Source organism: Chryseobacterium oranimense (assembly GCF_900129755.1).
In the GTDB taxonomy this organism is placed as follows: Bacteria; Bacteroidota; Bacteroidia; order Flavobacteriales; family Weeksellaceae; genus Chryseobacterium; species Chryseobacterium oranimense.
This window is the reverse complement of record NZ_FQWT01000003.1, coordinates 107,649-130,957: the sequence shown is the minus strand read 5'-3', so window position 1 is coordinate 130,957 and position 23,309 is coordinate 107,649. Positions and strand designations below refer to the sequence as shown.

Genomic DNA, 23,309 nt, shown 5'->3' with positions numbered 1-23,309 from the left:
GTTCCTACATTTCGTCCTCTTCATCCATTTTCCTGATTAGGGCATCACGCAGGCTGTCAAGGAATTTTGTGGGGTTTATTTTCCTTGCTTTAAGTTCCATAAACGTATGATAGAAATCGCCTAAACTGATATTGAACGTACTTTCAAATGTTTTGGCGATGGCTATTATATCTGCATTGCCAAATGCACCCTGCGAATGCAGGGCGTAAATCAATTCGGTTAATGCTGTTTTGCTTTCCGCCCAATTTAAAGCAAAATTGTTAGATGGCTTCTTCTGATTGTTATTATTCAGTTGGTCTTCAATATAAATTTGTATCTGGTCGTTGGCGATAATCTTTGCCGCTTTATAATCGTGGGAAGTTGAAAATCTATGGTCGGTTTCAAAATAAATGGTATCCAGGCTCAATTTTATATCGTATTTGCCCCGAATAAACAGCTTATCATCAATAAAGGTGTTGTTTGTACGGTAGTACTTATAAAATTCAAGATTGTTGTCAAAATACCTTTTTAGCTTTCTCAATTCTTCATTGAGGTATTTTTTAATAGCCTTTGCTCCATTAGGTTTTTTTGTTTCGATTTTATAGACGGCATTGTAGTAAATGAGCTTTGCAACAATGACAGGTTTCTGATGTTTGAAAAAATAGATTTCCTCATCAGCATTTTTAAACCCTTGTTTTAAAACAAACTTCTTTAAATCTGACAAGGTTTGGATAATAAGTTGAATTACGTCTTCTATCCGTTGTATCGAACAATCGTATTCAATCTCCAATTCTCTAATTTCTCTTTCAAGTTTTTGTGATATTTTATTATAGGCTATATCCATATATTTTCATATAACAGAAAAATAAAGCAATCCATCAAAGAAGCTTTATTGAGATTGTTCAATGGCTTTTAGTAATTCTTTTACTTCCAGAGGCTTTAATACTCCGCTGTATCTGAACAATACCTGATATTTAGAGTTAAGAAAAACCCAGGTTGGAAAAGCAATTTTTTCTCCTCCGTAACTATATCCTTGAGGTATTTATAAAATGCTATTCAATTGTTTAAAAATATGTAGAAATACCAAAACTAAAGCCTCCCAATAATGCAGGTGGATTATTTAAAAGGTCTTTTGTCCGTTGATGTCTGTAATTAAGTCTCATCACAGTTTGAGCATTTGGTCGAAAACTTACGCCGCCGACAACGCTCCAAGTTTCATCACCCATTTTTTCTCCTGTTTCTCTAAATTTTCCAACATTCCAGTCGACATATTCCAACCGGCAAGCAAGGTTTAGTGTGGCATTATCCCATCCCAGTATTTTTCTTTTTAAAACAGGTTGTACAATATCCACAAAACCTCCATATTGTTTATTGCCATATTGCTGTGTGTAGGTTTCGGGAACATCAACATTTATCCATGCCCATTCACCTGTAATAAATGTATTAAGTGTAGGAAGTGTTGTATTGAAGTCAACGGCAAATACACTTAATGTCCTTCTGTCGTCAATATCCGAACCATCATCATTGTAGCTGTTGTAAGCACCTCCCATATAAGATAAACCGATTTCTCCAATCTTGTTATTTCTGACTGCTATTTTGCCCGTATAAAGAGGCTCTCCACTGGTAGATTCCTCAAAACGTTCTGCATTATCTTTTGCTGCCGGCAGATAAGTTTTATTCTGCTCATTATTGATTATAGTTCCGTCAAATCCACTGGACAAGTAGGCTTCGTAACCAAACATCCAGTTGCCACTATATTTTTTTCCATATAGACCAAACCCGGCATTACTCCAGGTCGCCGGAAGCAATTGCGTTGCCGATATGGGGCGGTCGGTAAATTCCCATTTGGGACCATCATGGTTTTGGTTGAAAGAACCAATCGGGTTCACAATCATACCTCCCCTTAAATTTAACAATGGATGAAATTCTACATCCAAAGCTGCAAACTCAACGGCTATTTCACCTTCAGCCGGTTCAAATTCCAATTCCGACATGAATTTGATTCTTTTACTAATGGTAGAAGCCATAAATATGGTGAACCTCCTGAACTGGAACTGATGCCCTTCACTAACGCCATCTTCTCCCAAATGCTGCCAGTTGGCTTCCATATATCCACCTACGGCAACGGGCAATTTTCCCATAGACAATAATGGACGGTTATAGATAGCATCCATGTTCATACTGTTTTTTAGTGAATCGTGTGGAGTCACTCGTTTGAAAAGCGTAGAATCTATCTGTGCATTTACAGTAGTACATAAGCAGGTCATGCTTACTAATATTGAGAAGGATAAGTATTTTTTATACATTTTTAAGAGAGATTTTGATTTGATTATTAGCAATAAAAGTGGGGAATGAGCGAAGGTGGGTATCTGCCGGACCATTTTGAACATTCCCTTTATTGTCAAATTCGCTTCCATGTGCAGGACATTGTAACCGGTCACCAAATACTTGCAGCTCCGCTCCCTGATGGGTACATTGCATCAATAAGGCTGCATATTCATCATTGCTAAACCGGAACACACAAATTGGATACTTTAACTGTGGGTGTTCCACAACAATATATTTCTTAAAGTCTGTTTTGTTATTACCGGTTAAGAAACTATCCAGGGGTACTACCATGTCAGTATCTATTATATTACCGGTAACCGTTTTAGCCGATGCACAACTTTCTAACAAAAGCATAGCAATACTGCTGCTAATGCAAGCAAACCCACATTGTTTGATAAATTTTTTCCTGTCCATTTTACAGTGACTTTAGAAACTTAATTAATGCATCTTTATCCTTTTGAGGTAAGTTCCTGTAGTTTTGGCGAGCCTGCGTAGCTTCTCCTCCGTGCATTTCAATAGCTTGTTCTATACTTCTTGCCCTGCCATCGTGCATCAGAAAATACGTCCCCCCTTGTGCATCAGGAGACAGCCCTAAGCCCCACAGCGGTGGTGTCCTCCATTCATAAGTTTTAGCAGACCCTTCGGTGTAACCATCGTCGAGGTCCGGTCCCATATCATGGAGTAAAAGGTCGGTATAAGGATAAAAATCTTTAAATGACAAAGCTGGTATGGGTGCGTTTCCGGTGGTTAACTGAGGTTTGTGGCAACTTATACAGCTAACAGATGTAAATAAGGCTTTGCCATATACGACTTCGGGGTCGTTTTGCTTTCGTTGTACAGGGGCTTTTAGGGTTTTAAGATAAAAAGCGAGATTATTAACTTTCTGAGTCGCTATTTCCGGGTCAATTTCCTCTCCCGAATAAACATCAATGGGATTATACACGGAGGTAATGCCCATGTCCTGTGTCAAAGCATCCACTGTTTGGTGAAGCAGGTCATATACGCTTGCCTTTTTACCGAAACGACCAATGTATTTCCCTCCCTGGGTAACACCGCCACTGCGGGGCGTTACAAAAGAAGGAATATCAATCCAGTTGACCCTTCCCGAAATCCCGTCACCATCTGCATCGTTCGGGTCTGCCATTGCCAATAAAACGTTGTCGGGAACAAATTCCAATAATCCTAAACCTGTAACGGCAGGAGGAGTAAATTTTGAAAATGTCGCTCCAAAAGGTATTGTTTCAGGTTGATAGCCGGGGATAGCCCTGTTTTGCAACTGCGGTCCTCCTAAATGAAGAAACATATTTCCCGTTTCATCGACCTGTCCAAATCGTGTAAGTGTACTGAAAGGATGTCCCTTACCATCACCAGCATGACAACTTACACAACTATTGGCAACGAACAAAGGTCCCAGACCCTTTTCAACGGTAAATACTTCATCATTAAAAGTTACATCACCATCCAAAAATCGCTGTGTTTCCTCGTAACTTAATCCGTCTATAGGACCATCTAACAATGCGTCTTCAGCAGGTTCATCAGGTTCAAACTTATCACATGATTGAATACAGGCAATGAGCGTAATAATCCCAAGCAAAACAATGCAGGTTTTTTTCATTAGTCTAATATTTAAATTTACTTTAGCAAAAGTAATAAGTTAGATGATACTAACAAAATAATTTCTAACTTTGTTGTTAGGCAGAGCTAATATTTGATAAATTTGCTGAATGATATCACAAACGGAAGAAAATTACCTGAAGGTTCTATACAATCTGACCAGCTTGAAAGGAGAAGCCAGTGTCAATGACATCAGTAAACAGTTAGACATAAAAATGCCTACTGTAAACAGTATGATGAAACGGCTCGCCGAAAAGGAACTCGTGGTTTACGAAAGCTATAAGCCACTGAAACTAACGGATGAGGGCAAAAAGCAGGCTGCTCTTATTATCCGTAAACATCGATTGACAGAGATGTACCTGGTAGAGAAAATGGGGTTTGGATGGGAGGAAGTTCATCATATAGCCGAACAAATCGAACATATTCAGGCTCAAGAATTTTTTGACAAAATGGATGAATTATTGGGCTTTCCTAAAGTGGACCCACACGGTTCTCCTATCCCGGATGCTGATGGAAATATAGCATCAGACAATTACCTAAAATTAAGTGACTGTAAAGTAGGTGAAAGTGTTACTTTTATGGCTGTACAGTTATCTTCTGAAGATTTGCTGAAGTTCCTCACCAGTCGTGAACTTTCTTTAGGGCTTGAACTTAAAATAAAACAAATTGAACCGTTTGACGGCAGTATGGCTATTAGCTATGCCAATAAGGAAAATGAAATGCTGAGCAGTAAAGTTTGTGATAAATTGCTTGTCAGTAAGAAGCGAAAAAAAAATAGTTGAACCGTATCATAGAAAGGTTCAACTATTCACTACTATTTAATCAATTCCTATTCCTTCAAAACAATTGTTCGCTCAATAGATGTATTTTCTCCTGTCACCTGCTTACCCGAAGCATCAATTAAAGTCAGTCTGATGGTATTTTCACCGAGTGGAAGACCTTTTATCTGATAGGGCTGCCATTTGTTCAGCACAAACGTATCACCATTGATTACAGCATTTACTTTGTGTCCCTGTTCAGAAAGATTGGCATTTACCACATAAAAATCTAACAAAACAGCTTCGGTATCTTTTCCTGCATATTCTCCTTTTGGTCTGCTGTAAAACAGCATTGGTGTTTTGGATGTTTCCAATTCCTGATATTTACCATCATCTGTTACTTGGAAACGGTTCAGTACAAATGCTTTCGGTTCTTTTATGGATTCGTGGTACGAACGGGAAAGAAAAGACAGTAAATAATGTTCTGTTCCTTTTTTGAGTTTTATTTCATTTTCAGGTTTGTACAATGCCGTATAGGGCGAATTATCCATAATGAAATGGATATGCTGTCCGTCGTGCGAATTGGCAAGATGACGGGCATTGTGGTCCTCGGTGTGTTCCGTAAGCGTAAAATTCTCAATGCCGTAATTTACTTTGAAAGTCACCGAATCCGATGAAGTCGTTTCTTTTACCTGAATGCCCTGTATTTTCAGCGTTGCACCGGGAAAAGCCCTGGAATGCTCTACCGGAGTAACCGATAAATTGCCTTCGTTTGTCTGATTGTGTTCTTTTTGCCCTTTGCTATTGCACCCTGAAAGAAGTATTAATGCAATAACGTTAGTCCCGATTATCCTAAATGTCTTCTTCATTATTTATAATTTTTTAAAATCTGTTTACTCTATTTTTTGCGAAAGCAAAGTATTCCTTGCTGCCAACTTCAATCTTTTGTTTTTCAGTACAAACTGTGTGTACACGAAAACAAGGGCAAATACAACTCCCGTCATTAACGCCATACATCCGGCAATAGACGCATTGAGCCAGTAAGCCAGCCAATATCCGGTAAAAGAAACCAGAATACCGATGCCAACGGTAATGAACAGCATTTTCTTTAAATCTTCTGTAAGCAAATAAGCCGCTGCGGGCGGACCAATAAGAAAGGTAATAACCAGTATCGCTCCGACAGATTCAAAAGCACTTACGGTGGTAAAAGACACTGCTGCCATCAGCAGGTAATGCCACAATGCGGTAGAAATGCCGATACTCCCAGCAAAAGACGGGTCGAATGAGGTTAGCTTCAGTTCTTTGTAGCCGAAATAAATAAACAGTACCACCAAGAGCAGCACTACCGAAAGTATATACACCGGTTTTGGACCGATGCTTGTGCCGTCAGGTAGTATCCAGAGATTGATAGGTACATAAGCGAGTTCACCGTATAGTACACAATCCTGGTCAAGGTCAATTTTTCCGGCAAAGGTGCTGATAAGGATAATGCCCACGGCAAACATAAAGGTAAAGACAATCCCGATAGCAGCATCGGTTTGTAAGCGGGCTTTACGGTGCAGATATTCAATAAAGAATGTCGCCAATAATCCCGTGGCTCCTGCGCCAAGAAGCATAGGAAGCGTATCACGGCTGCCGCTCCATAAAAAGGCGATGACGATGCCCGGAAGCACGGCATGGCTGATGGCATCGCCTACCATACTCATTTTGCGGAGTACGAGAAAACTGCCCAGCAATCCGCAGGAAATCGCCACCAATGCTCCGGTCAATATAATCCACAATGCTATCATTTTATCTGTTTTGTATTACTTCGGTATCACAGTCCCATGCGGGTCTGTTTCAGGATTATCTAAATATTTTTCCAATTGTTTTTCCAGCTCGGGCGTGATGTAATGCTCCATTTCTTCGGCATTGTCGTGTACGTGGTCGGGAGCTATTTCCATAAAGTTTGTCAGGTACAATTCCCACAAACGGTGTAACCGAACGATTTTTTTAGCTTTTACAAGCCCTGTTTCGGTCAGTTGTGCCTGTTGGTTACTGTAATCCAAAAGACCTTGCCGGTTCAATCTTTTCATTCCTGATTTTAATTGGGTCGGTTGCATTTTTTTGAAAGCCAGCAATTCCTCCACCGTTCTTTTCATTTTGAAATTGTCGCCCTTTTCGCTTATTTGGTAAAACAGCTTCAGGATATTTTCATCCATCATAGTACGGCTGTTCTTGTTGCGTTTCAACGTTTTTGGGACAACACCCAACGGGGCAAAAAAGAACGAGAAAAAAGCAATCAATGACGAAACCACCACCATCCACGGACCTGTCGGCATCGCCGGAGCGATGTATGAAATGTAAGCTCCTGCCAGTCCCGAAACGGCACCGAATATAGCGGCAAACAAGACCATCCGCCTGATATTGTGTGTCCAATATCTTGCGGCAGCGGCAGGTGTAATAAGCATCGCAGCCATCAGTACAACGCCTACTGCGGTAATACCCGATACTACCGCCAATACGGTAAGACTGGTCAATAACAAATCCAATTTCCGAACAGGCAATCCCAATACTTCGGCATAATGCTCGTCAAAGGCTATAATCGTAAATTCTTTGAAAAAAGCAAGTGTAACCGCAATCAGTACCACGGCAATAACAGAAAAGGTTATCAGGTCGCTGCCTATAAGTGTTGCCGCCTTCCCGAATATAAAACGGTCCATACCGCTTTGTGCCGCATTACCTGATTGCTGAATGTAAGTCATCAGCACAATGCCCAATGCGAAAAACACCGAAAGCACCAGCCCGATGGCAGCGTCTTTCTTTATCTTTGATTTTGCGGTTATATAGTCTATCGTAACGAGCGAAAGCCACCCTGAAATAAACGCTCCGACAAGCATCAGTGAAGTATTCTTAGTACCTGCAAAAAGAAAAGCAGCACAGATACCCGGCAATACCGAATGCGAAACGGCATCTCCCACAAGAGATTTTTTTTTCAGCACAATGAATGAACCCACAATGGCTGCACTTACCGAAAGCAGGATGCTCCCGAGTACCACGTACCTGACGTTGGGGTCATTGAATGAAAAAAAGTTAACGAAATTATCCATTGTATCTGTTGATTATTTTTTTTCGGAAAATTTATCTTTTGCCAGTAAATCTCCTGCTTCTGCCAATACAGATAAGCGTGTGCCGTAGGTTTTTTTGAGCAATTCGGGAATGTAAACCTGCTTCATCGGACCCGAAGCTACAAGTCGCATATTGAGCATTACGAGCCAATCAAAATATTCGGTAATGGTATCCAAATCGTGATGTACAACGATGACGTTCTTTTTGGCATTGACCATTTCACGTAATAAAGTGATAATGGCTTCTTCTGTTGCTGCATCCACACCGGCAAACGGTTCATCCATCAGGTAAAAATCGGCTTCCTGTGCCAATGCCCTTGCTATAAAGACACGTTGCTGCTGTCCGCCCGAAAGCTGGGAAATCTGCCGTTTGGCAAAATCAGTCATTCCCACTTTTTCAAGACATTCCATTGCGATTTTCCTGTCCGAACTGCGTATGCTGCGAAGCATTCCAATTTTGGCATATCTTCCCATCAATACCACATCAAGTGCTGATACCGGAAAATCCCAGTCCACCGATTCCCGTTGGGGAACATAGCTCACCCGGCTGCGCACCTGGTCTAAGTCTTTTCCGAATATTTTTACATAGCCGCTTGATAGAGGAATCAAGCCCATTATGGATTTGAGCAAAGTGGATTTACCGGAACCGTTCGGACCAATAATACCGGTAATGCTTCCTTCGGGTAAACTGAAATCAACACCCCAAAGAGCCGGTTTGCTTGAATAGCTTACCGTGAGGTCGTGTACTTCCAATACCGGATTTTCAGATTGAATAATCATTTGTTTACTGTTTTAATGCGGTTACGATGGTATTCACATTGTGTTTTACCATTCCGGTGTATGTGCCTTCGGAAGTTCCTTTTTCGCCCATTGCATCCGAAAAAAGATTACCTCCGATGGACAGTTTTTTTCCTTTGTTATTCACGCCTTCCACCACAGCCTTGAGCGATTTGTCTGATACGGAACTTTCGACAAATACTGCGGGAATATCATTTTTGATAATAAAATTGACCAAATCGGTAACATCCCGCAAACCGATTTCCGACATCGTGGATATACCTTGCAATCCCCTTACCTCAATTCCATAAGCCTTTCCAAAATAGCTGAACGCATCGTGTGCGGTAATCAGTACCCTTCTGTTTTCGGGAATGGTAGAAATTTCGGCTTTCACCCAATGGTCGAGGCTGTCCAGTTCTTTCAGGTATTTATCGGCATTTTGCTGATAATACACCGTGTTTTCAGGATTGAGCCGGATAAGGCTTTTCAATGTTATTTCCGCAGCTTCTTTCCAAAGCTGTACGTCAAACCAGATATGCGGGTCATACGTATTGTCGGATACACTGATTATTTTTCCCCGGCTGATGGAGTCACCCAAAGCAATCACAGGCTTTACGTGGGTCTGTTTCTCCAGTATTTCGCCCATTTTACCTTCAAGGTGCAGACCGTTGTAAAAGATATAATCGGCATCCATTATTTTTTTGAGGTCGCCCTGGCTTGCTTTGTACAAATGCGGGTCCACTCCGGGTTGCATAATGGCTTCTACCTTTGCCGAATCTCCGGCTATGTTTTCTACTATATCGGCTATCATTCCCGTTGTGGTAACGATATAGGGTTTTTCGCCTGTGACCGATTTCTTGTTCTCCCTACAGGAAAACAATAGGAACGCAACGGTTAAGACATAAAGACAATGTAAGTGATTTTTCATCTTCATCTGAAATACGTTTTTTCTAAGTCATTCATTGAATATTCAAAATAAATGTTTAGGCAAATATAATTAAAAAGTTAGACTTGTGTAACTTTTAAGTAATAGTATTCTATATTTGCTTTTATAAAAACTGATTATTGTGATAGGTATTAATGCGGATTATTGAAATATTTAGATACTTAATATTTGCATTTTGACCCGAAGCATTTTAATCCAATACAGTGAAATATGGAAGAAATAAACGACCTGACATATGCTGAAAAAATGTACCTGTTAAAGATTTATCAAACCTCAATAGCTGAGGGAAAGCATATTTCTACTACTCAAATAGCTAAATTACTTCAAGTTAAAGCCTCTTCTGTCACAGATATGCTGAAAAGATTGTCTTGCAGAGAATTGGTCTTGTACAGCAAATATCACGGTTGTGAAATGACAACGGAAGGTATCAGGATTGCATCGCTGATTTTGGAGCAATTGACGTTAACACAACAGTTTCTTATTACACATCTGGATATGAATATAGATGACAGCGAACATATCGCAGAAAAAATCATTACGCTGGATGTTCCTGTACTATTTGACAAGATAAGACAGGTATTAAATTAGGCTTAAATGATACAGCGTATCTGAAAATTGACTTGAACACAAACCTAACCAGGTGAATGCTGGTTTAAATTTATATCTTATTCTATCCTCCAAATCCAAGCCAGCTCTTTTTTTTCTTTTTGTAATTGATATGAGCTTCTTTATTTTTTAATTGGTGTGCATATTCACTTCCTTCGGGATGAAGGGTTTGCCAAATAATATCCCATCCTAAAAATCCGCCTACATTGCGGTCGTCAATAAAAATATCGGCATTGATTTTTCTGCTGAAATCACCCTCGGCAGTTTCTCCCGGATAATTTTCATTAACAGCATAGAATACCATTCCGTTCTGCCTGCAAAACTCAACCGCTTCTTCCAGCTCTTTTTCTTTTCTGTATGTCCACAAAATGAGCCGGTGTCCTTTGGATTGAAGTGCTTTTAATGTGGTAAAAGCAAACAACATTTCGTTTCCGATTTCGGGGTATTTATGCTCTACAATAGTGCCGTCAAAATCTACGGCAATTACTTTCCCTTTTGTATCAATGAGGTTCATTCCTTACTGTATTTTACTCTAAGTTTTATTTTTTCTGTTTCCCGTTCAATCAGCAACTTTGCGATAACCTGTCCTGCCGGAACCTTATTTTGGTTTTCTGCCAAAGCTCTTTTGACCTTCTCTTCTGACACATCTATACGGTACAGGATATTCAATAATCTGTTGAAATCGGATTGTATCAAACCATCTAAATAATCTGCCAGTGCCTCAAACTTTTCCTGATTTGAACGTTTGGATAAAACTTCATCTATCTGAAGTTTATCGGCAATCAGGCTTATCGGATAATTCATTTTTTCCATTTTCTGATATTATTAATGATTAAATGGTTCAGCTTTCGGATTGTCGAATTTGTTTAGATACATAACCTGAAATAAGTTTGTTTTTGAACGAAAGGTATTAGTTATAGAATATTATTTTAAGTTATGACTTCATTACTTGTGTGGGTAGTAAGCCTTCCCAGCTTAACAGCATTCATCTGTTCATCAAAAACATACGTCAAAGGCTCTCCTGTGGCAATTTCCCTTTTCAGTATTTCTTCGGGAGAAAGATGTTCCAGGTACATAATCAATGCTCTCAAACTGTTTCCGTGTGCCACGATGAGTACATTTTTGTGTTGTTCCAACTGAGGTTTGATATTACTTTCAAAATATGGTATCACACGGTCATAGGTGTCTTTCAAACTTTCCCCACCCGGAGGTGCTATGTCGAATGAACGTCGCCAGATATGTACCTGTTCGGCTCCGAAATTTTGAGCTGTTTCGGCTTTGTTAAGCCCTTCGAGGTCGCCATAAGAGCGTTCGTTTAATGCTTCATTCATAATCACCGGTATATCCGTATTTCCGCATTCATCCAGTATGATGTTCAGCGTATGCTGTGCCCTGACCAATTTTGAAGTAAAAGCACGGTCTATCTGTTCGTCTTTCAGACTTTGACCTGCCCGTTGGGCTTCTTCTTCACCCAATTCGGTGATGTCCACATCTTTCCAACCTGTAAAACGGTTTTCAAGGTTCCATTGTGATTGTCCGTGCCGGACTAAAAATAATTTTGCCATAATGTTATGCTTAGTTTTAATTCCAAATGCCGTTGGCTTCTGTTAAAATAACAGGAGTGCCGTCAGTAATGATAATGGTATGTTCGTGCTGGGCTACATAGCCGCCTTTATTCCCTACAAGTGTCCATTCATCCGATTTCGGATTGCTCAATACAGCCATTGTAGAATGCGTGGCTATAAATGTTTCCACGGCAACAACTGTATTTTTCCTAAATCGGCTAAAATTCATTTTGTCCCTGAAATTGGGTATGGACGGCTCTTCGTGCAGCCTGTTTCCGATGCCGTGTCCCGTTAGATTGTGTATCACTTTGTAGCCTCTTCTTTTAGCTTCCGTTTCAATAATATACCCCACATCTTTTATTCGTACACCGGCTTTGATGTTGCTTATTGCTTTCTTTAGGATTTGCTTGGATGCATCAACCAAAACAGCGTGGTTATGAATATCGTTTCCCAATACAAACGAACCGCCATTATCAGCCCAAAAACCGTTTAGTTCGGCAGACACATCTACGTTTATCAAATCACCTTCTTTCAATATTTTTGCGGCTGAAGGGATGCCGTGTGCCACCTCCTGATTGACACAAATACAGGTACAACCCGGAAATTCGTATGTGGAATAAGGGGCTGATTTTGCTCCAAAACTGTAAAGCATCTTCGCTCCGAAATCATCCAGTTCTTTTGTGGACATACCGGGTTGGGCATAACTCTGCATTGCCCTTAATGTAAGGGCGACCGCTTTGCTTACTGCCTGCATTCCGATTAAATCTGTTTCTGCTGATATTGACATTGCTTTTGATTATTAATTGTTTAACTCCCACAGGCAATACACTCTTCTGGATTATCCAGTGAGCAGGAAATAGCTGCCTGTTTGTCTTCTGCTGATTGTACCGTTTCTACCGTAAATTTTATAGCATCTGCCGCCGCTTTGGTGCGGAGGTAATACATCCCTGTTTTTAGTCCGCTTTTCCAAGAATGAAAGTGCATCGAAGTCAACTTTGCCATATTCGGTTCTGCCATAAACAGGTTGAGCGATTGGGACTGGCAGATAAAAGCACCTCTGTCGGCTGCCATATCAATAATGGTTTTCTGCTTGATTTCCCACACGGTTTTGTACAATTCTTTTAAGTCCGTTGGAATTTCTTCCATATTTTGAACGGAGCCGTTTTCGGTAATCAGCCTGTTTTTCATCTTGGCATCCCACAAATTCAATTCGATAAGGTCTTTCAATAGATGCTTGTTGACCACCACAAATTCTCCTGAAAGAACCCGACGATTGTACACATTGCTGGTATAAGGTTCAAAACATTCGTTGTTTCCCAATATCTGCGAGGTAGAAGCCGTAGGCATCGGTGCAAGCAACAGCGAATTGCGTACTCCAAATTCCATTACGTCTTTGCGTAAGCCTTTCCAATCCCATCGTTCGGACGGCTCCACATCCCATAAATCAAACTGAAATTTACCTTCGGATAAAGGCGAACCTTTAAAGCTCTCGTAAGCACCTTGTTCCTTTGCCAGCTCCATAGAGGCTTCCATTGCGGCAAAGTAGATGGTTTCAAAAATGTCAATATTCAATTGCTTTGCTTCTTCACTTTCAAATGGCAATCGCAACAGGATAAACACATCTGCCAAACCTTGTACGCCCAAACCTATCGGACGATGTTTGAAATTGGAATTTTCGGTTTCGGGTACGGGATAATAATTGCCGTCTATAACCTTATTCAAGTTTCGGGTTACGATTTTGGTTACCTCATACAGCTTCTGAAAGTCAAAACCGTTTTCGGAAACATAACGGGGCAATGCCAGCGAAGCCAGATTGCATACTGCCACTTCATCTGCATTGGTAAATTCCATTATTTCCGTACAAAGGTTGGAACTACGGATAACACCTATATTTTTCTGGTTGGATTTTTCATTGACCGCATCTTTGTAACACATATACGGTGTTCCTGTTTCTATTTGTGCTTCCAGAATGGCATTCCACAATTCACGGGCTTTAACCTGTTTACGGAATTTTCCATCCTGTTCATATTGTTTATACATTGTAGCAAACGCTTCACCGTATGTATCACACAATCCCGGTGCTTCGTTCGGGTCAAATAATGACCAATCGCTATTTTCTTCTACCCGTTGCATAAACAAGTCGGGTATCCAAAGTGCCGGAAACAAATCTCTTGCCCGCATTTCTTCCTTCCCGTGATTTTTGCGGATGTCTAAGAAATCAAAAATATCGGCGTGCCACGGTTCGAGATAAACCGCAATCGCTCCTTTGCGTTTACCGCCGCCCTGGTCAACATAGCGTGCCGTGTCATTGTACACCCGAAGCATCGGAATAATGCCATTGGAAATACCTCCTGTACCTTTGATGTAACTGCCCGTTGCCCGTACATTGTGAATGCTGATACCGATACCGCCGGCAGATTGGGAAATCAATGCACAGCGTTTCAGTGTGTCGAAAATACCGCTGATGCTGTCTTCGACCATACTCAACAGAAAGCAGGATGACATCTGTGGTTTAGGAGTTCCGGCATTGAATAATGTGGGCGTAGCGTGAACAAACCATTTTTCGCTCATCAGGTTGTAGGTTTCGATTGCTGCCTCAATGTCTTCTTTATGGATACCGATTGCCACACGCATAAACAAATGTTGTGGTCGTTCAGTTACTTTGCCGTTGGTTCGTATCAGGTATGAGCGTTCCAGCGTTTTGAACCCGAAATAGTCAAAATTATAATCACGGTCATAGATAATTCTGCTGTCTATTTCATCGGCATTTTTACGGATAATATCGTAAGTTTCTTTGGACAGCAGGGGTGCGTGTGTATTGGTTACCGGGTCGATATAATCGTATAGTATTTTAGCCGTTTTGGAAAACGACTTTAAGGTATTTTTATGCAGGTTGCTGACCGCAATTCGTGCGGCAAGCACAGCAAAATCAGGATGCACTGTAGTATAAGCCGCAGCGGTTTCAGCGGCAAGATTATCCAGTTCGGTCGTGGTTACATTGTCGTAGATACCTTGGATTACTTTCTTGGCAATTTCTATGACATCCTTTTCGTTGACTGCAAGTCCATACACTAATTTATGAAGCCTTGCTGTAATTTTATCGAAATGTACCGCTTCCTGTTTTCCGTTTCTTTTTATTACAAACATTGAGTTGCGTTAAATTATTTTAGTCTTTAAATTTCATTTTATAGGGTGTTGCTACTTTTCCTTTCAACACTTGTTTCAGTTTTCCTTCCATCAGTTTTTTACTCAATGGCTTTACCCGGTCTATGTATAAAATGCCCTGCGTATGGTCGTATTCGTGCAGGATTACACGGGCTGTCATTCCACTGAAAGTTTTTCTGATGGTTTCAAAATCCTGATTTTGATATTGAACTTCCACCGACCACGAGCGGACTACTTTTCCTGAAAGAAACGGCAGGCTCAAACAGCCTTCGGTTTCTTCCCATTTGTTATCGGAAAGGCTTATGATTTCCGTATTGAGAAATACCTCCCGTATCCCGGTATCACCTTCTGTGAAAATTGCCTGTCGTTCTGTTTCGTCCATATTATCATACAAAATCTTACTATCGGCTACGAAGAGTTGTAGTGATTTTCCGATTTGAGGAGCTGCTAATCCACATCCCTGGGCTTGTTCCATTGTTTCCCACATATCAGCGATAAGCGTATCCAGTCCCTGAAAGCCTGTATCTACCTTGTCTGCCGTCATTTTCAGCACATTATTTCCATATCCGTAAACCGCTAATTCCATTTCTATTTATTCTGTTAAAAATCCTCATCCATCGAAAAGGTATTGTTCTCTTTTGCTCCCTGTGCTACGCCCGACTTTTGATATTCGCCTACACGGCGTTCAAAGAAGTTGGTCTTGCCTTGTAAGGAAATCAGCTCCATAAAATCGAAAGGATTGGTAGCATTCCAAACCTTTTTACAATCTAATGCTACAAGCAACCTATCGGCTACAAATTCGATATACTGGCACATCAGTTCGGCATTCATCCCGATAAGCCTTACCGGTAAAGCATCTGTTACAAATTCTTTTTCAATATCAACCGCATCTATTATTATTTTCTGTACAGTTTCCTCCGGCAGTTTGCCTACCAAATGATTGACATATAACAGACAAGCGAAGTCGCAATGCAGTCCTTCGTCACGGCTTATCAGTTCGTTGGAAAAAGTCAAACCCGGCATCAGACCACGTTTTTTCAACCAGAAAATGGAACAAAAGCTACCCGAAAAGAAAATTCCTTCCACCGCAGCAAAAGCAATCAGCCTTTCGGCAAAGTTCTCGCTCCCTATCCAGCGTAATGCCCAATCGGCTTTTTTGCCTACACAGGGAATGGTTTCGATAGCTCGTAACAGGTAATCTTTTTCCTTTGGGTCTTTCACATACGTATCAATCAGTAAGGAATACATTTCCGAATGGACATTCTCAATCATAATCTGAAAACCGTAAAAGCAACGAGCTTCGGGATATTGTACTTCCTGAATAAAGTTTACGGAGAGGTTTTCATTAACGATGCCGTCACTTGCAGCAAAGAATGCCAGTACGTGTGAGATAAAATAACGTTCGTCCTTGCTTAGCTTGTTTTGCCAATCGTTCATATCCGGAGAGAGGTCCACCTCTTCTGCCGTCCAAAAACTTGCTTCTGCTTTTTTATAGAATTGCCAGATGTCATCGTGCCGAATGGGAAAGATGACAAAACGGTCTTTGTTATCCTGTAAAATCGGTTCAATCATCTTTGCATTTTCTCTTAATAAACTCATATAGCAACCGTACCGGCACAGCCGTCGCTCCGCTCTGCCTGTAGCCTTTGTTTTCTTTCACAAATGCAGCTCCGGCAATGTCAAGATGTAACCACGGATAATCGGTAAAATGCTCCAGGAAAATGGAAGAGGTGCTTACACCACCTATGGGACCACCCAGATTGCTCATATCCGCAACTGTGGATTTCAGTAAATCTTTGTATTCTTTCCAGAGCGGTAATTGAACCAAACGTTCGTAAACCTGTTCTCCGACTTCTTTGAGTTCGTTTATTTTCTCCTGACTATTCCCCAACACGGCGATACCGAACGAGCCTGTAATGGCAGCCGAAGCACCTGTTAAGGTAGCCATATCAATGACCAGTTCCGGTTCAAACCTTTTGGCATAGGTCAAAGCATCAGCCAGTACCAATCTGCCTTCGGCATCGGTGTTCTGCACCTCAACCGTAGTGCCATCCATCATCGTAATCACATCATCCACTACCAAAGCATTGGAAGAAATCTTATTGTCGGTAGCGGGAACAAGCCCAATTACATAATAAGGCAATTTATTTCCTGCAATAGCGGCAACTGCTCCCAATACTGCCGCACCGCCTGCCATATCGCATTTCATCGTGAGCATATTCCCGTTTATTTTCAGCGAATAGCCACCCGTGTCGAACATTACGCCTTTGCCTACAAGCACCAACGGTTTTTCGTTGACAGCATTTTCGGGCTTGTAATGAAAAATATTGAATGTAGGCGGTGTTTCCGAACCTTTGTTTACTGCAAGTAACCCGCCCATTTTCAATTCTTCAATCTGTTCTTTATGCAGGATTTCGGTTTCAAATCCGAACTGTTTTCCGGCTTCCGTTGCTGCCGAAGAAAACCGCAAAGCATCCATATAATTGACCGGCTCATTGACCAATGTTTTGGTCAATGAAACGGCTTCCGCAACTGTTTTCAGTTCAGTAATTTTATCCTTCGGAAAGGAACGGTTACGGATATATACCTCAATGGGAAGCTGTTTCTTTTTTGTTTTGTATTTATTAAAATCGTAACTGCTCAACAGCATTCCTTCCAGAAAGGCATAGCGTTCTACTTCCGTAAGTTCTTCCAGCCCCCGCAATTTTGCCGTTTGGGTTTGCTGTTTTTGCAGAGCGGTGTACAACGAAGCTCCTGCCAGCCGCAAAGGTTCGGTTTCTTTGTTCGGAGTGATGGTAATAAAATTCTGTTTATCGCCAAGTGTGATAATAACTTCCGTCCGGTTTTCAGCAAATGCCTTATCTATATTTTGTGCCAAAGATTTTTGAAACGCATAGCGTTCAGACTGTTCTTTTGTTGCTATGAGTATGATGTTCGCAGCATCTTCGGAAACATCTTCTTTCTTTACATAAGATAAAAGGTTTACATTCAAGTAGCTATCCTGCATTTTGTTCTTTTAGTTTTGCTGTTAAAGTCTGTTCTCCTGCCGTCCAGCCACAGGCGGTGAGTTCTTCGGTTTGCAAAGCGTCCAGTACCCGAAGCACTTCGTTTACATTTCTGCCCACATTCATCGGGTACACGCTTACCCATTGGATTTTACCGTTAGGGTCGATAATGAATGTGGCACGATAGGCGACTTTTTCGTTATTGTCCAAAATGCCCATTTCTTCTGCCAATGATTTAGAGGTATCGGCGAGCATCGGGATAGTCAGTTTTGCCAATCCGGGATGATTTTGCCGCCAACCCAAATGCACAAATTCGCTGTCGGTAGATGCACCTATAACTACGGCATTACGTTCTGCAAATGCTGCACTGCTTTTATCAAATTCGATGATTTCGGTAGGACAAACGAACGTGAAATCTTTCGGCCACCAGAACAATACCGTCCATTTGCCCTGTTCCATAGCGTATTGCTGGTTGATGTCAATGATTTCAATTCCCTTATCGGTTGTAACAATCGCTTTTTTTGCAAAATCGGGCAGTTTTTCCCCGATGGTTAATGGTCCTTTTTGTACCAGTTGCATTTGCTGTTGGTTCATTAGTTTTTTTACTGAATTGCACATAATTTCTATTCTACTTTTATTAAATTGTTTTCTACTAATTGTTCTTTCAGTGTTTTGAAAAGCTGTTCCTGTTTTGTTTTTCCGGTACCGTTTTTTTCTGCAAACCGTACATAAGCCAGCGTAGCTCTTTTCAATTCAGACTGTATTTCGTCTATGTTGAGTTCTTTATTTCCCGCAAGATGTAACAGGTAATAAACCGTTCGTTTGAGCATATTTTCGGCTTCTTCCAGCTTGCCCAATTCCTCATAGGTGTTTGCCAGGTTATTGCAGGAAATGATATATACCTGTATGAACGGTATTTTCAGACGTATGCAATCCGGGATGTTATTGTTCAGCACTTCCGCTCTGTACAGTGCATCTTTATAACCGGACAGTGCTTTTTCAAAATTACCTTGGTTAAAAATTTCATTAGTGGAGGTCGTCAACGCCTGCCAATGTCTTTCTATATGGTTCATACAGGTATCACTCATTTTATTTTAAATTATTGTTTGCAAAATCCCAATTCACTATTTCCCAAAATCCCTCTACGAATTTTGGGCGGGCATTCCGGTAGTCTATATAATAGGCGTGTTCCCATACGTCAAGCGTAAGAACCGGTGTTTTATTCTCTGTTAGCGGTGTGTGGGCATCTTTCATTGGTACGATTTCCAACAACCCTTGTTCATTCTGTGCCAGCCACGCCCAGCCTGCACCAAAGAGTTTGACTGCTGTTTCTGAAAATTTGTTTTTAAAATCCCCGAAACTGCCGAAATCCCGATTGATAAGCTCCGCTATTTTGCCATCAGGTGCTTTTCCGCCATTCGGAGAAAGGCAGTGCCAGAAGAAACTGTGGTTCCAATGCTGTGCAGCGTTGTTGAATAATGGTGCATTGTTTTCCGTAAAGCCTTTGCGGATAATTTCTTCTACTGTCGCACTTTCCAAAGGAGTATTCTTTACCAGCCCCGAAAGGTTATTGACATAGGTAGCGTGGTGCTTACCGTAATGGTAATCAAACGTTTCTTCCGTAATAATCGGGTTCAGTGCGTTTTTGTCGTACGGTAATTCCGGTAATGCTTGTGTAATTTTCATTGTTTTCTGCTCTTTAGTTTTAAAATTTTGATTGCTCTTTTTAATTGACTGACCTGGCTTAATTCCTCTGTAGCTTTCTTCATATCTTTCTGCATCAGGTTATTATCCCGGATATGCCTTTCCAGATACTTTCTGTTTTCCTCTAATAATTCTATCACGTATTCCATAGTCTAAATTTTACAATAATTAGATTGGCAAAAATAATAAGTTAGAACAGACTAACAAAATAATTAGACGGATTATTTTAAAATAATGAGAGGCTGTATATATCAATTAAAAAACCGAAGCTCTAAAAACTTCGGTTTTTACGGAATAATTCGAGTTTAATAGGAAAGAGAAATATTTTATATACTCCTTTTTTATTTACCCTTCCTGTACCAAATGCTGCAAGTTGGGGTCATTCTTGATACGCTCCAATTCCGTTTCGATAATCTGTACAATATCCTGTTTTATTTGGCGGTAATTGCTTTCAATTTCCTGTTTCATTTTGTCTTCTCCGTGTTCATCAACAAAGGACAGGATTTCCGGTATCTTCTGATATACTTTAGTTTCTGCGGCAACTTTTTCATTGTCCACGACAATTTCAGCGTGGAAAATCTTTTGCTCGATACGCTCATCGAAATTATCCGATACAGAACCCACAAACATACCCTGTGTTAAGGTTGAGATTTTGGAAGCCGGAATAAGGCTGTCTAACTGTGTGGATATGGAAGTTGATTTATCGTTACGGTTAATCGTCATACTTTGGCGTTTCTGTAATACTTTCCCGAAGCGTTCCGAAAGGCTTTTCGCCGTTTCGCCGACCACCTGACCACTGAATATATTACCTACCGTATTTTGGATAACCTTGCTTTCCTTGTCGCCGTAATCCCTTGTTAATTGCGAAAAATCCTGAAAACCCAAACAAACCGCTACCTTATTACTTCTCGCAGTTGCGATAAGATTATCCAGTCCTCTAAAATAAATGGTTGGCAGCTCATCTATAATAACCGAACTCTTTAATTGCCCCTTTTTGTTGATGAGTTTCACAATTCTCGAATTGTACAAACCCAAAGCTGCGGAGTAGATATTTTGACGGTCGGGGTTGTTACCCACGCATAAAATCTTAGGCTCTTTCGGATTATTGATGTCAAGCGAAAAATCATCGCCCGTCATAACCCAATACAACTGTGGGCTAATCATTCTCGACAATGGAATTTTAGCCGATGCGATTTGTCCCTGTAATTGGTCTTGTGCTCCGCCTTGCCAAGCATCCATAAAGGGCGATAAGTAATTTTCCAAATCGGGATATGAAGTGAGTATAGTAAATACGTCCGAATACTTTTTGTTCAGCAATTCAATGGCGTGTGGGAATGTACAATACTTACCGTTATCATATATTTTCAGATACCAGATAATGGCTGCTAATAAGATAATTGGGCTTTCCACGAAAAAATCCCCTTGCTTCTGTATCCAGCTACGGTTGAGGTTCAGCATTATGGTGTAAGCCGCTTCGTAAGCATCGGAAATGTCCGTCATAAAATCGGGATTGAGTGGATTGCACCTATGGCTCTTGCGTGGGTCGTCAAAGTTTATCACGTAAAATTTTGGCTGTATTTTGTACTTATCACGATGCTTCAACAAATGGTTGTACGCAATGGTGGAAAGGTCATCAAACTTAAAATCGTAGATGTACATCGAAAAACCCTTTTCGATTTGTTGCTTAATATAGTTATTTACAATGGCATACGATTTTCCCGAACCCGGAGTACCCAACACAATCGTTGCCCGAAAAGGATTGACGATATTTATCCAACCGTTGTTCCATTTGTTCTTATAATAAAACTTCGTTGGAAGATTGACGGAATATTCGTTTTCTAATAATCGGGTTTCCTGCTGAAAGCTCTCGTTCTCATTATTGAAAACATCGTCCATCAGATTAGTACGGAGCAATCGGCTCATCCATACACCTGCCATCAGCAGGGCGATATAACCTAACGATATAGTAAGGATATACAGAAATGTGCCTATTACCGGAGATAGCTTTAACAACGGTATATTCAAGAAAAACAGCACAAAACCAACGCCTAAAGCCACGTAAATTTTAGACCAGGTTATCTTCTCATTCTTTACGCCCTTTGTTCCCAAACAGCTTAATGCCAACAATACCAAAGCAAAGGCTTTGGTATATAAGGTGTGTGAGAACAGTCCTGCCGTTCGCTGAAAATTCCCTAATATTTTGTTTATGAGTTCTAATGTCCAGCCACGTTCTATAAAGAAACCGTAGCAAAACCAATAAAGGTGCATCAGTACCAATAGAATACTCACTGCCCGCATAAATGCCATAATCTTGGCAAGTCCTCTTAAATCGTCTTCTCCCTGCATTATTTTTTAGTTTTAATGTTCGGGCGTGAATTTATAGGCTCTACATAGTGGCTATAAGAATTTGGCAGTCATTGGCTTTGAGTGGCGGTATTTGGCTGAATACTACTGCTGACCTCTTTTGCGTTTACGTTTCTTCTTCATTTTGTTGGCAAAGCCCTGTTCCTCGTAGTCTTCTCCCTGTGCTTCAGGTATAAGCAAACCTCCAAAGGCTTCAATCAAACGGTCTTCGTGTTTTTCAGTAGTTAAGAAATCGAACAAATGATGTGGTTCTTCCGCAGGAAGATCCGCATCATTTGATGGGGATGTTTTTGGCAGTTGTACAGTTGGTTCTTTAATATCCGGTTTGATGTTGTTGTTCCAATAATCATTAAAGGTATTGGCGGAAAGTTCCTTGCTTAAACGTGAACCGTTCCATACGCTTTTAGAATTGTGGTCTATAAAGGTCATTCCGTAAATACGTCCCGTGTCATTTCTACGCACCACAACATTAATCCCTTGTTCCCCTAATTGTTTTTTAAAAGCCTGTTCATTGTTTGTGGATTGCAGGGCAATAGTAACGGCTGATTTTAAGGTCTGTTTAGCTGGGGTATCTTTCAGTGTTGTTTTGCATTTCGCAAAATGCAGTTCCAAAGCCGGAAGCCCTGCGTTCTTTCCGAAAAGCGAAGCCTTAAACGGATGTCCGGCTCTTTCGCCTTTCTCATTCAATGGAATGTACAATAAACCCTGCTGTGCCTTTCCGTGTAATTCTCCCTCCACTTTCTCGGTAGTAATATTGAACAGGGATAGCAAAGCATTGTATTCTCCCAAAGTTTGGTATTGATAATAGTTCGGCAAGTGGCGAATGACCGAAGCAATCTGACTTTTTATATCACTTGCCCGATAATCCACCGGACGAAAAACCTTATCATTGTGATTATGTTCTTTGTCCGTTGCGGGTATCAGACCGTGTTTTCTTTCCAGTTCACGGCATACATTCATAGACCGCATTTTCTCAAAACTATCCGAAATTTTCACGCCCTGTTCGTCCACGCAGACCGATACGATATGGATATGGCTACGGTCAATATCGGTATGTTTGAAGACCACAAAAGGCTGTTCGCCGTAACCCATTTCCCGCATATATTCTTGTGCCATTTCCCTATACTTGTAATCGCTAACTTTATCTTTCGGGTCGGGATTGAGCGAAATATGCAAGGTGTGATATTGCGTATTGCGATTTGCGATAAGGTACGGCTCAAAAGATTGGGTTAATTGAGAAACGGTATATGCTCCGCTTGGCGTTTCAATTATCTTATTGGTAAACAGAATTTGTCCGTTTTCCTTTTCCACTTTCAGATTATTATATGCCAACGCACCGTACAAATTTTCGCTTCTTCCGATTTTTGCTATCATTTTTCATTGATTTTTTT

25 protein-coding genes are annotated in these 23,309 nt (G+C 40.8%); 2 read left to right on the top strand and 23 right to left on the bottom strand.

Annotation, left to right across the window (positions count from 1 at the left end):
* Positions 1-4: 4 nt before the first annotated feature.
* From BUB03_RS11185 to BUB03_RS11170, 4 genes are all read right to left on the bottom strand, one after another.
* Entirely contained in the window at positions 5-823 is an 819-nt protein-coding gene (locus BUB03_RS11185; RefSeq protein WP_068944920.1) for an RteC domain-containing protein, read from the bottom strand.
* 220 nt (positions 824-1,043) lie between these two features.
* Entirely contained in the window at positions 1,044-2,285 is a 1,242-nt protein-coding gene (locus tag BUB03_RS11180; protein WP_073063078.1) for a hypothetical protein, read from the bottom strand.
* On the bottom strand, positions 2,278-2,721 hold the full coding sequence (locus tag BUB03_RS11175) for a Rieske (2Fe-2S) protein (protein ID WP_073063076.1): 444 nt from the start codon (positions 2,719-2,721) through the stop codon (positions 2,278-2,280). Before BUB03_RS11175 ends, BUB03_RS11180 begins: the two co-directional genes overlap by 8 nt.
* A 1-nt stretch (position 2,722) precedes the next feature.
* Entirely contained in the window at positions 2,723-3,823 is a 1,101-nt protein-coding gene (locus BUB03_RS11170) for a di-heme oxidoredictase family protein (RefSeq protein WP_228417847.1), read from the bottom strand.
* Between the two features lie 208 nt (positions 3,824-4,031).
* Here BUB03_RS11170 and BUB03_RS11165 point away from each other — a divergent pair, with 208 nt between their 5' ends.
* The gene (locus BUB03_RS11165; RefSeq protein ID WP_073063070.1) at positions 4,032-4,703 is read left to right on the top strand and encodes a metal-dependent transcriptional regulator; all 672 of its coding nucleotides are present in this window, start codon (positions 4,032-4,034) and stop codon (positions 4,701-4,703) included.
* A 47-nt stretch (positions 4,704-4,750) separates the two neighbouring features.
* On the opposite strand, the gene BUB03_RS11160 is transcribed toward BUB03_RS11165, so the two are convergent.
* The 5 genes from BUB03_RS11160 to BUB03_RS11140 form a co-directional block, all read right to left on the bottom strand.
* Positions 4,751-5,548, bottom strand: coding sequence for a hypothetical protein (locus BUB03_RS11160; protein ID WP_073063067.1), 798 nt, complete (start codon positions 5,546-5,548; stop codon positions 4,751-4,753).
* 24 nt (positions 5,549-5,572) lie between these two features.
* The gene (locus BUB03_RS11155) at positions 5,573-6,469 is read right to left on the bottom strand and encodes a metal ABC transporter permease (RefSeq protein ID WP_073063065.1); all 897 of its coding nucleotides are present in this window, start codon (positions 6,467-6,469) and stop codon (positions 5,573-5,575) included.
* A 15-nt stretch (positions 6,470-6,484) separates the two neighbouring features.
* Positions 6,485-7,717 (bottom strand): metal ABC transporter permease, encoded by a 1,233-nt coding sequence (locus BUB03_RS11150; protein WP_262484333.1) that lies wholly within the window; start codon positions 7,715-7,717, stop codon positions 6,485-6,487.
* A gap of 63 nt (positions 7,718-7,780) precedes the next feature.
* The gene (locus BUB03_RS11145; protein ID WP_073063059.1) at positions 7,781-8,566 is read right to left on the bottom strand and encodes a metal ABC transporter ATP-binding protein; all 786 of its coding nucleotides are present in this window, start codon (positions 8,564-8,566) and stop codon (positions 7,781-7,783) included.
* A gap of 4 nt (positions 8,567-8,570) precedes the next feature.
* Positions 8,571-9,491, bottom strand: coding sequence for a metal ABC transporter solute-binding protein, Zn/Mn family (locus BUB03_RS11140; RefSeq protein WP_073063056.1), 921 nt, complete (start codon positions 9,489-9,491; stop codon positions 8,571-8,573).
* A gap of 228 nt (positions 9,492-9,719) precedes the next feature.
* Here BUB03_RS11140 and BUB03_RS11135 point away from each other — a divergent pair, with 228 nt between their 5' ends.
* Positions 9,720-10,097: a metal-dependent transcriptional regulator gene (locus BUB03_RS11135; protein WP_073063053.1), complete on the top strand. Its 378-nt coding sequence runs from the start codon at positions 9,720-9,722 to the stop codon at positions 10,095-10,097.
* A gap of 82 nt (positions 10,098-10,179) precedes the next feature.
* Here the strand turns inward: BUB03_RS11135 and BUB03_RS11130 are convergent, their stop codons facing one another.
* The 14 genes from BUB03_RS11130 to mobB form a co-directional block, all read right to left on the bottom strand.
* The gene (locus tag BUB03_RS11130; RefSeq protein ID WP_073063050.1) at positions 10,180-10,629 is read right to left on the bottom strand and encodes a BT0820 family HAD-type phosphatase; all 450 of its coding nucleotides are present in this window, start codon (positions 10,627-10,629) and stop codon (positions 10,180-10,182) included.
* Positions 10,626-10,919 carry a hypothetical protein gene (locus tag BUB03_RS11125; RefSeq protein ID WP_228417845.1) on the bottom strand — a complete coding sequence of 98 codons (294 nt, stop codon included), beginning with the start codon at positions 10,917-10,919 and terminating at the stop codon, positions 10,626-10,628. Before BUB03_RS11125 ends, BUB03_RS11130 begins: the two co-directional genes overlap by 4 nt.
* Positions 10,920-11,044: 125 nt before the next feature.
* Positions 11,045-11,680: a 2,3-bisphosphoglycerate-dependent phosphoglycerate mutase gene (locus tag BUB03_RS11120; protein ID WP_073063045.1), complete on the bottom strand. Its 636-nt coding sequence runs from the start codon at positions 11,678-11,680 to the stop codon at positions 11,045-11,047.
* 16 nt (positions 11,681-11,696) lie between these two features.
* Positions 11,697-12,467 (bottom strand): type I methionyl aminopeptidase, encoded by a 771-nt coding sequence (gene map / locus BUB03_RS11115; protein ID WP_073063042.1) that lies wholly within the window; start codon positions 12,465-12,467, stop codon positions 11,697-11,699.
* 20 nt (positions 12,468-12,487) lie between these two features.
* Positions 12,488-14,827 carry a ribonucleoside-diphosphate reductase subunit alpha gene (locus tag BUB03_RS11110; protein ID WP_073063039.1) on the bottom strand — a complete coding sequence of 780 codons (2,340 nt, stop codon included), beginning with the start codon at positions 14,825-14,827 and terminating at the stop codon, positions 12,488-12,490.
* A 19-nt stretch (positions 14,828-14,846) separates the two neighbouring features.
* Positions 14,847-15,431, bottom strand: coding sequence for a peptide deformylase (gene def / locus BUB03_RS11105; RefSeq protein WP_073063035.1), 585 nt, complete (start codon positions 15,429-15,431; stop codon positions 14,847-14,849).
* 14 nt (positions 15,432-15,445) lie between these two features.
* A complete protein-coding gene (locus tag BUB03_RS11100; RefSeq protein WP_073063745.1) occupies positions 15,446-16,417 on the bottom strand; it encodes a ribonucleoside-diphosphate reductase small subunit in 972 nt (323 codons plus the stop codon).
* Positions 16,410-17,852, bottom strand: a complete 1,443-nt coding sequence (locus BUB03_RS11095) for a leucyl aminopeptidase family protein (RefSeq protein ID WP_073063032.1) — start codon at positions 17,850-17,852, stop codon at positions 16,410-16,412. The genes BUB03_RS11100 and BUB03_RS11095 overlap by 8 nt, the downstream gene beginning before the upstream one ends.
* Entirely contained in the window at positions 17,842-18,444 is a 603-nt protein-coding gene (locus BUB03_RS11090) for a peroxiredoxin (protein WP_228417843.1), read from the bottom strand. The genes BUB03_RS11095 and BUB03_RS11090 overlap by 11 nt, the downstream gene beginning before the upstream one ends.
* A gap of 29 nt (positions 18,445-18,473) precedes the next feature.
* Complete coding sequence (locus BUB03_RS11085) at positions 18,474-18,938, bottom strand: tetratricopeptide repeat protein (RefSeq protein ID WP_073063030.1); 465 nt, start codon at positions 18,936-18,938, stop codon at positions 18,474-18,476.
* 1 nt (position 18,939) lies between these two features.
* Positions 18,940-19,536 carry a superoxide dismutase gene (locus tag BUB03_RS11080; protein WP_073063028.1) on the bottom strand — a complete coding sequence of 199 codons (597 nt, stop codon included), beginning with the start codon at positions 19,534-19,536 and terminating at the stop codon, positions 18,940-18,942.
* Positions 19,533-19,703 carry a hypothetical protein gene (locus tag BUB03_RS21890; protein WP_175547501.1) on the bottom strand — a complete coding sequence of 57 codons (171 nt, stop codon included), beginning with the start codon at positions 19,701-19,703 and terminating at the stop codon, positions 19,533-19,535. Before BUB03_RS21890 ends, BUB03_RS11080 begins: the two co-directional genes overlap by 4 nt.
* A gap of 196 nt (positions 19,704-19,899) precedes the next feature.
* A complete protein-coding gene (gene mobC, locus BUB03_RS11075; protein WP_073063025.1) occupies positions 19,900-21,900 on the bottom strand; it encodes a conjugal transfer protein MobC in 2,001 nt (666 codons plus the stop codon).
* 102 nt (positions 21,901-22,002) lie between these two features.
* Positions 22,003-23,292, bottom strand: coding sequence for a conjugal transfer protein MobB (gene mobB, locus BUB03_RS11070; RefSeq protein WP_073063022.1), 1,290 nt, complete (start codon positions 23,290-23,292; stop codon positions 22,003-22,005).
* Positions 23,293-23,309: the final 17 nt, after the last annotated feature.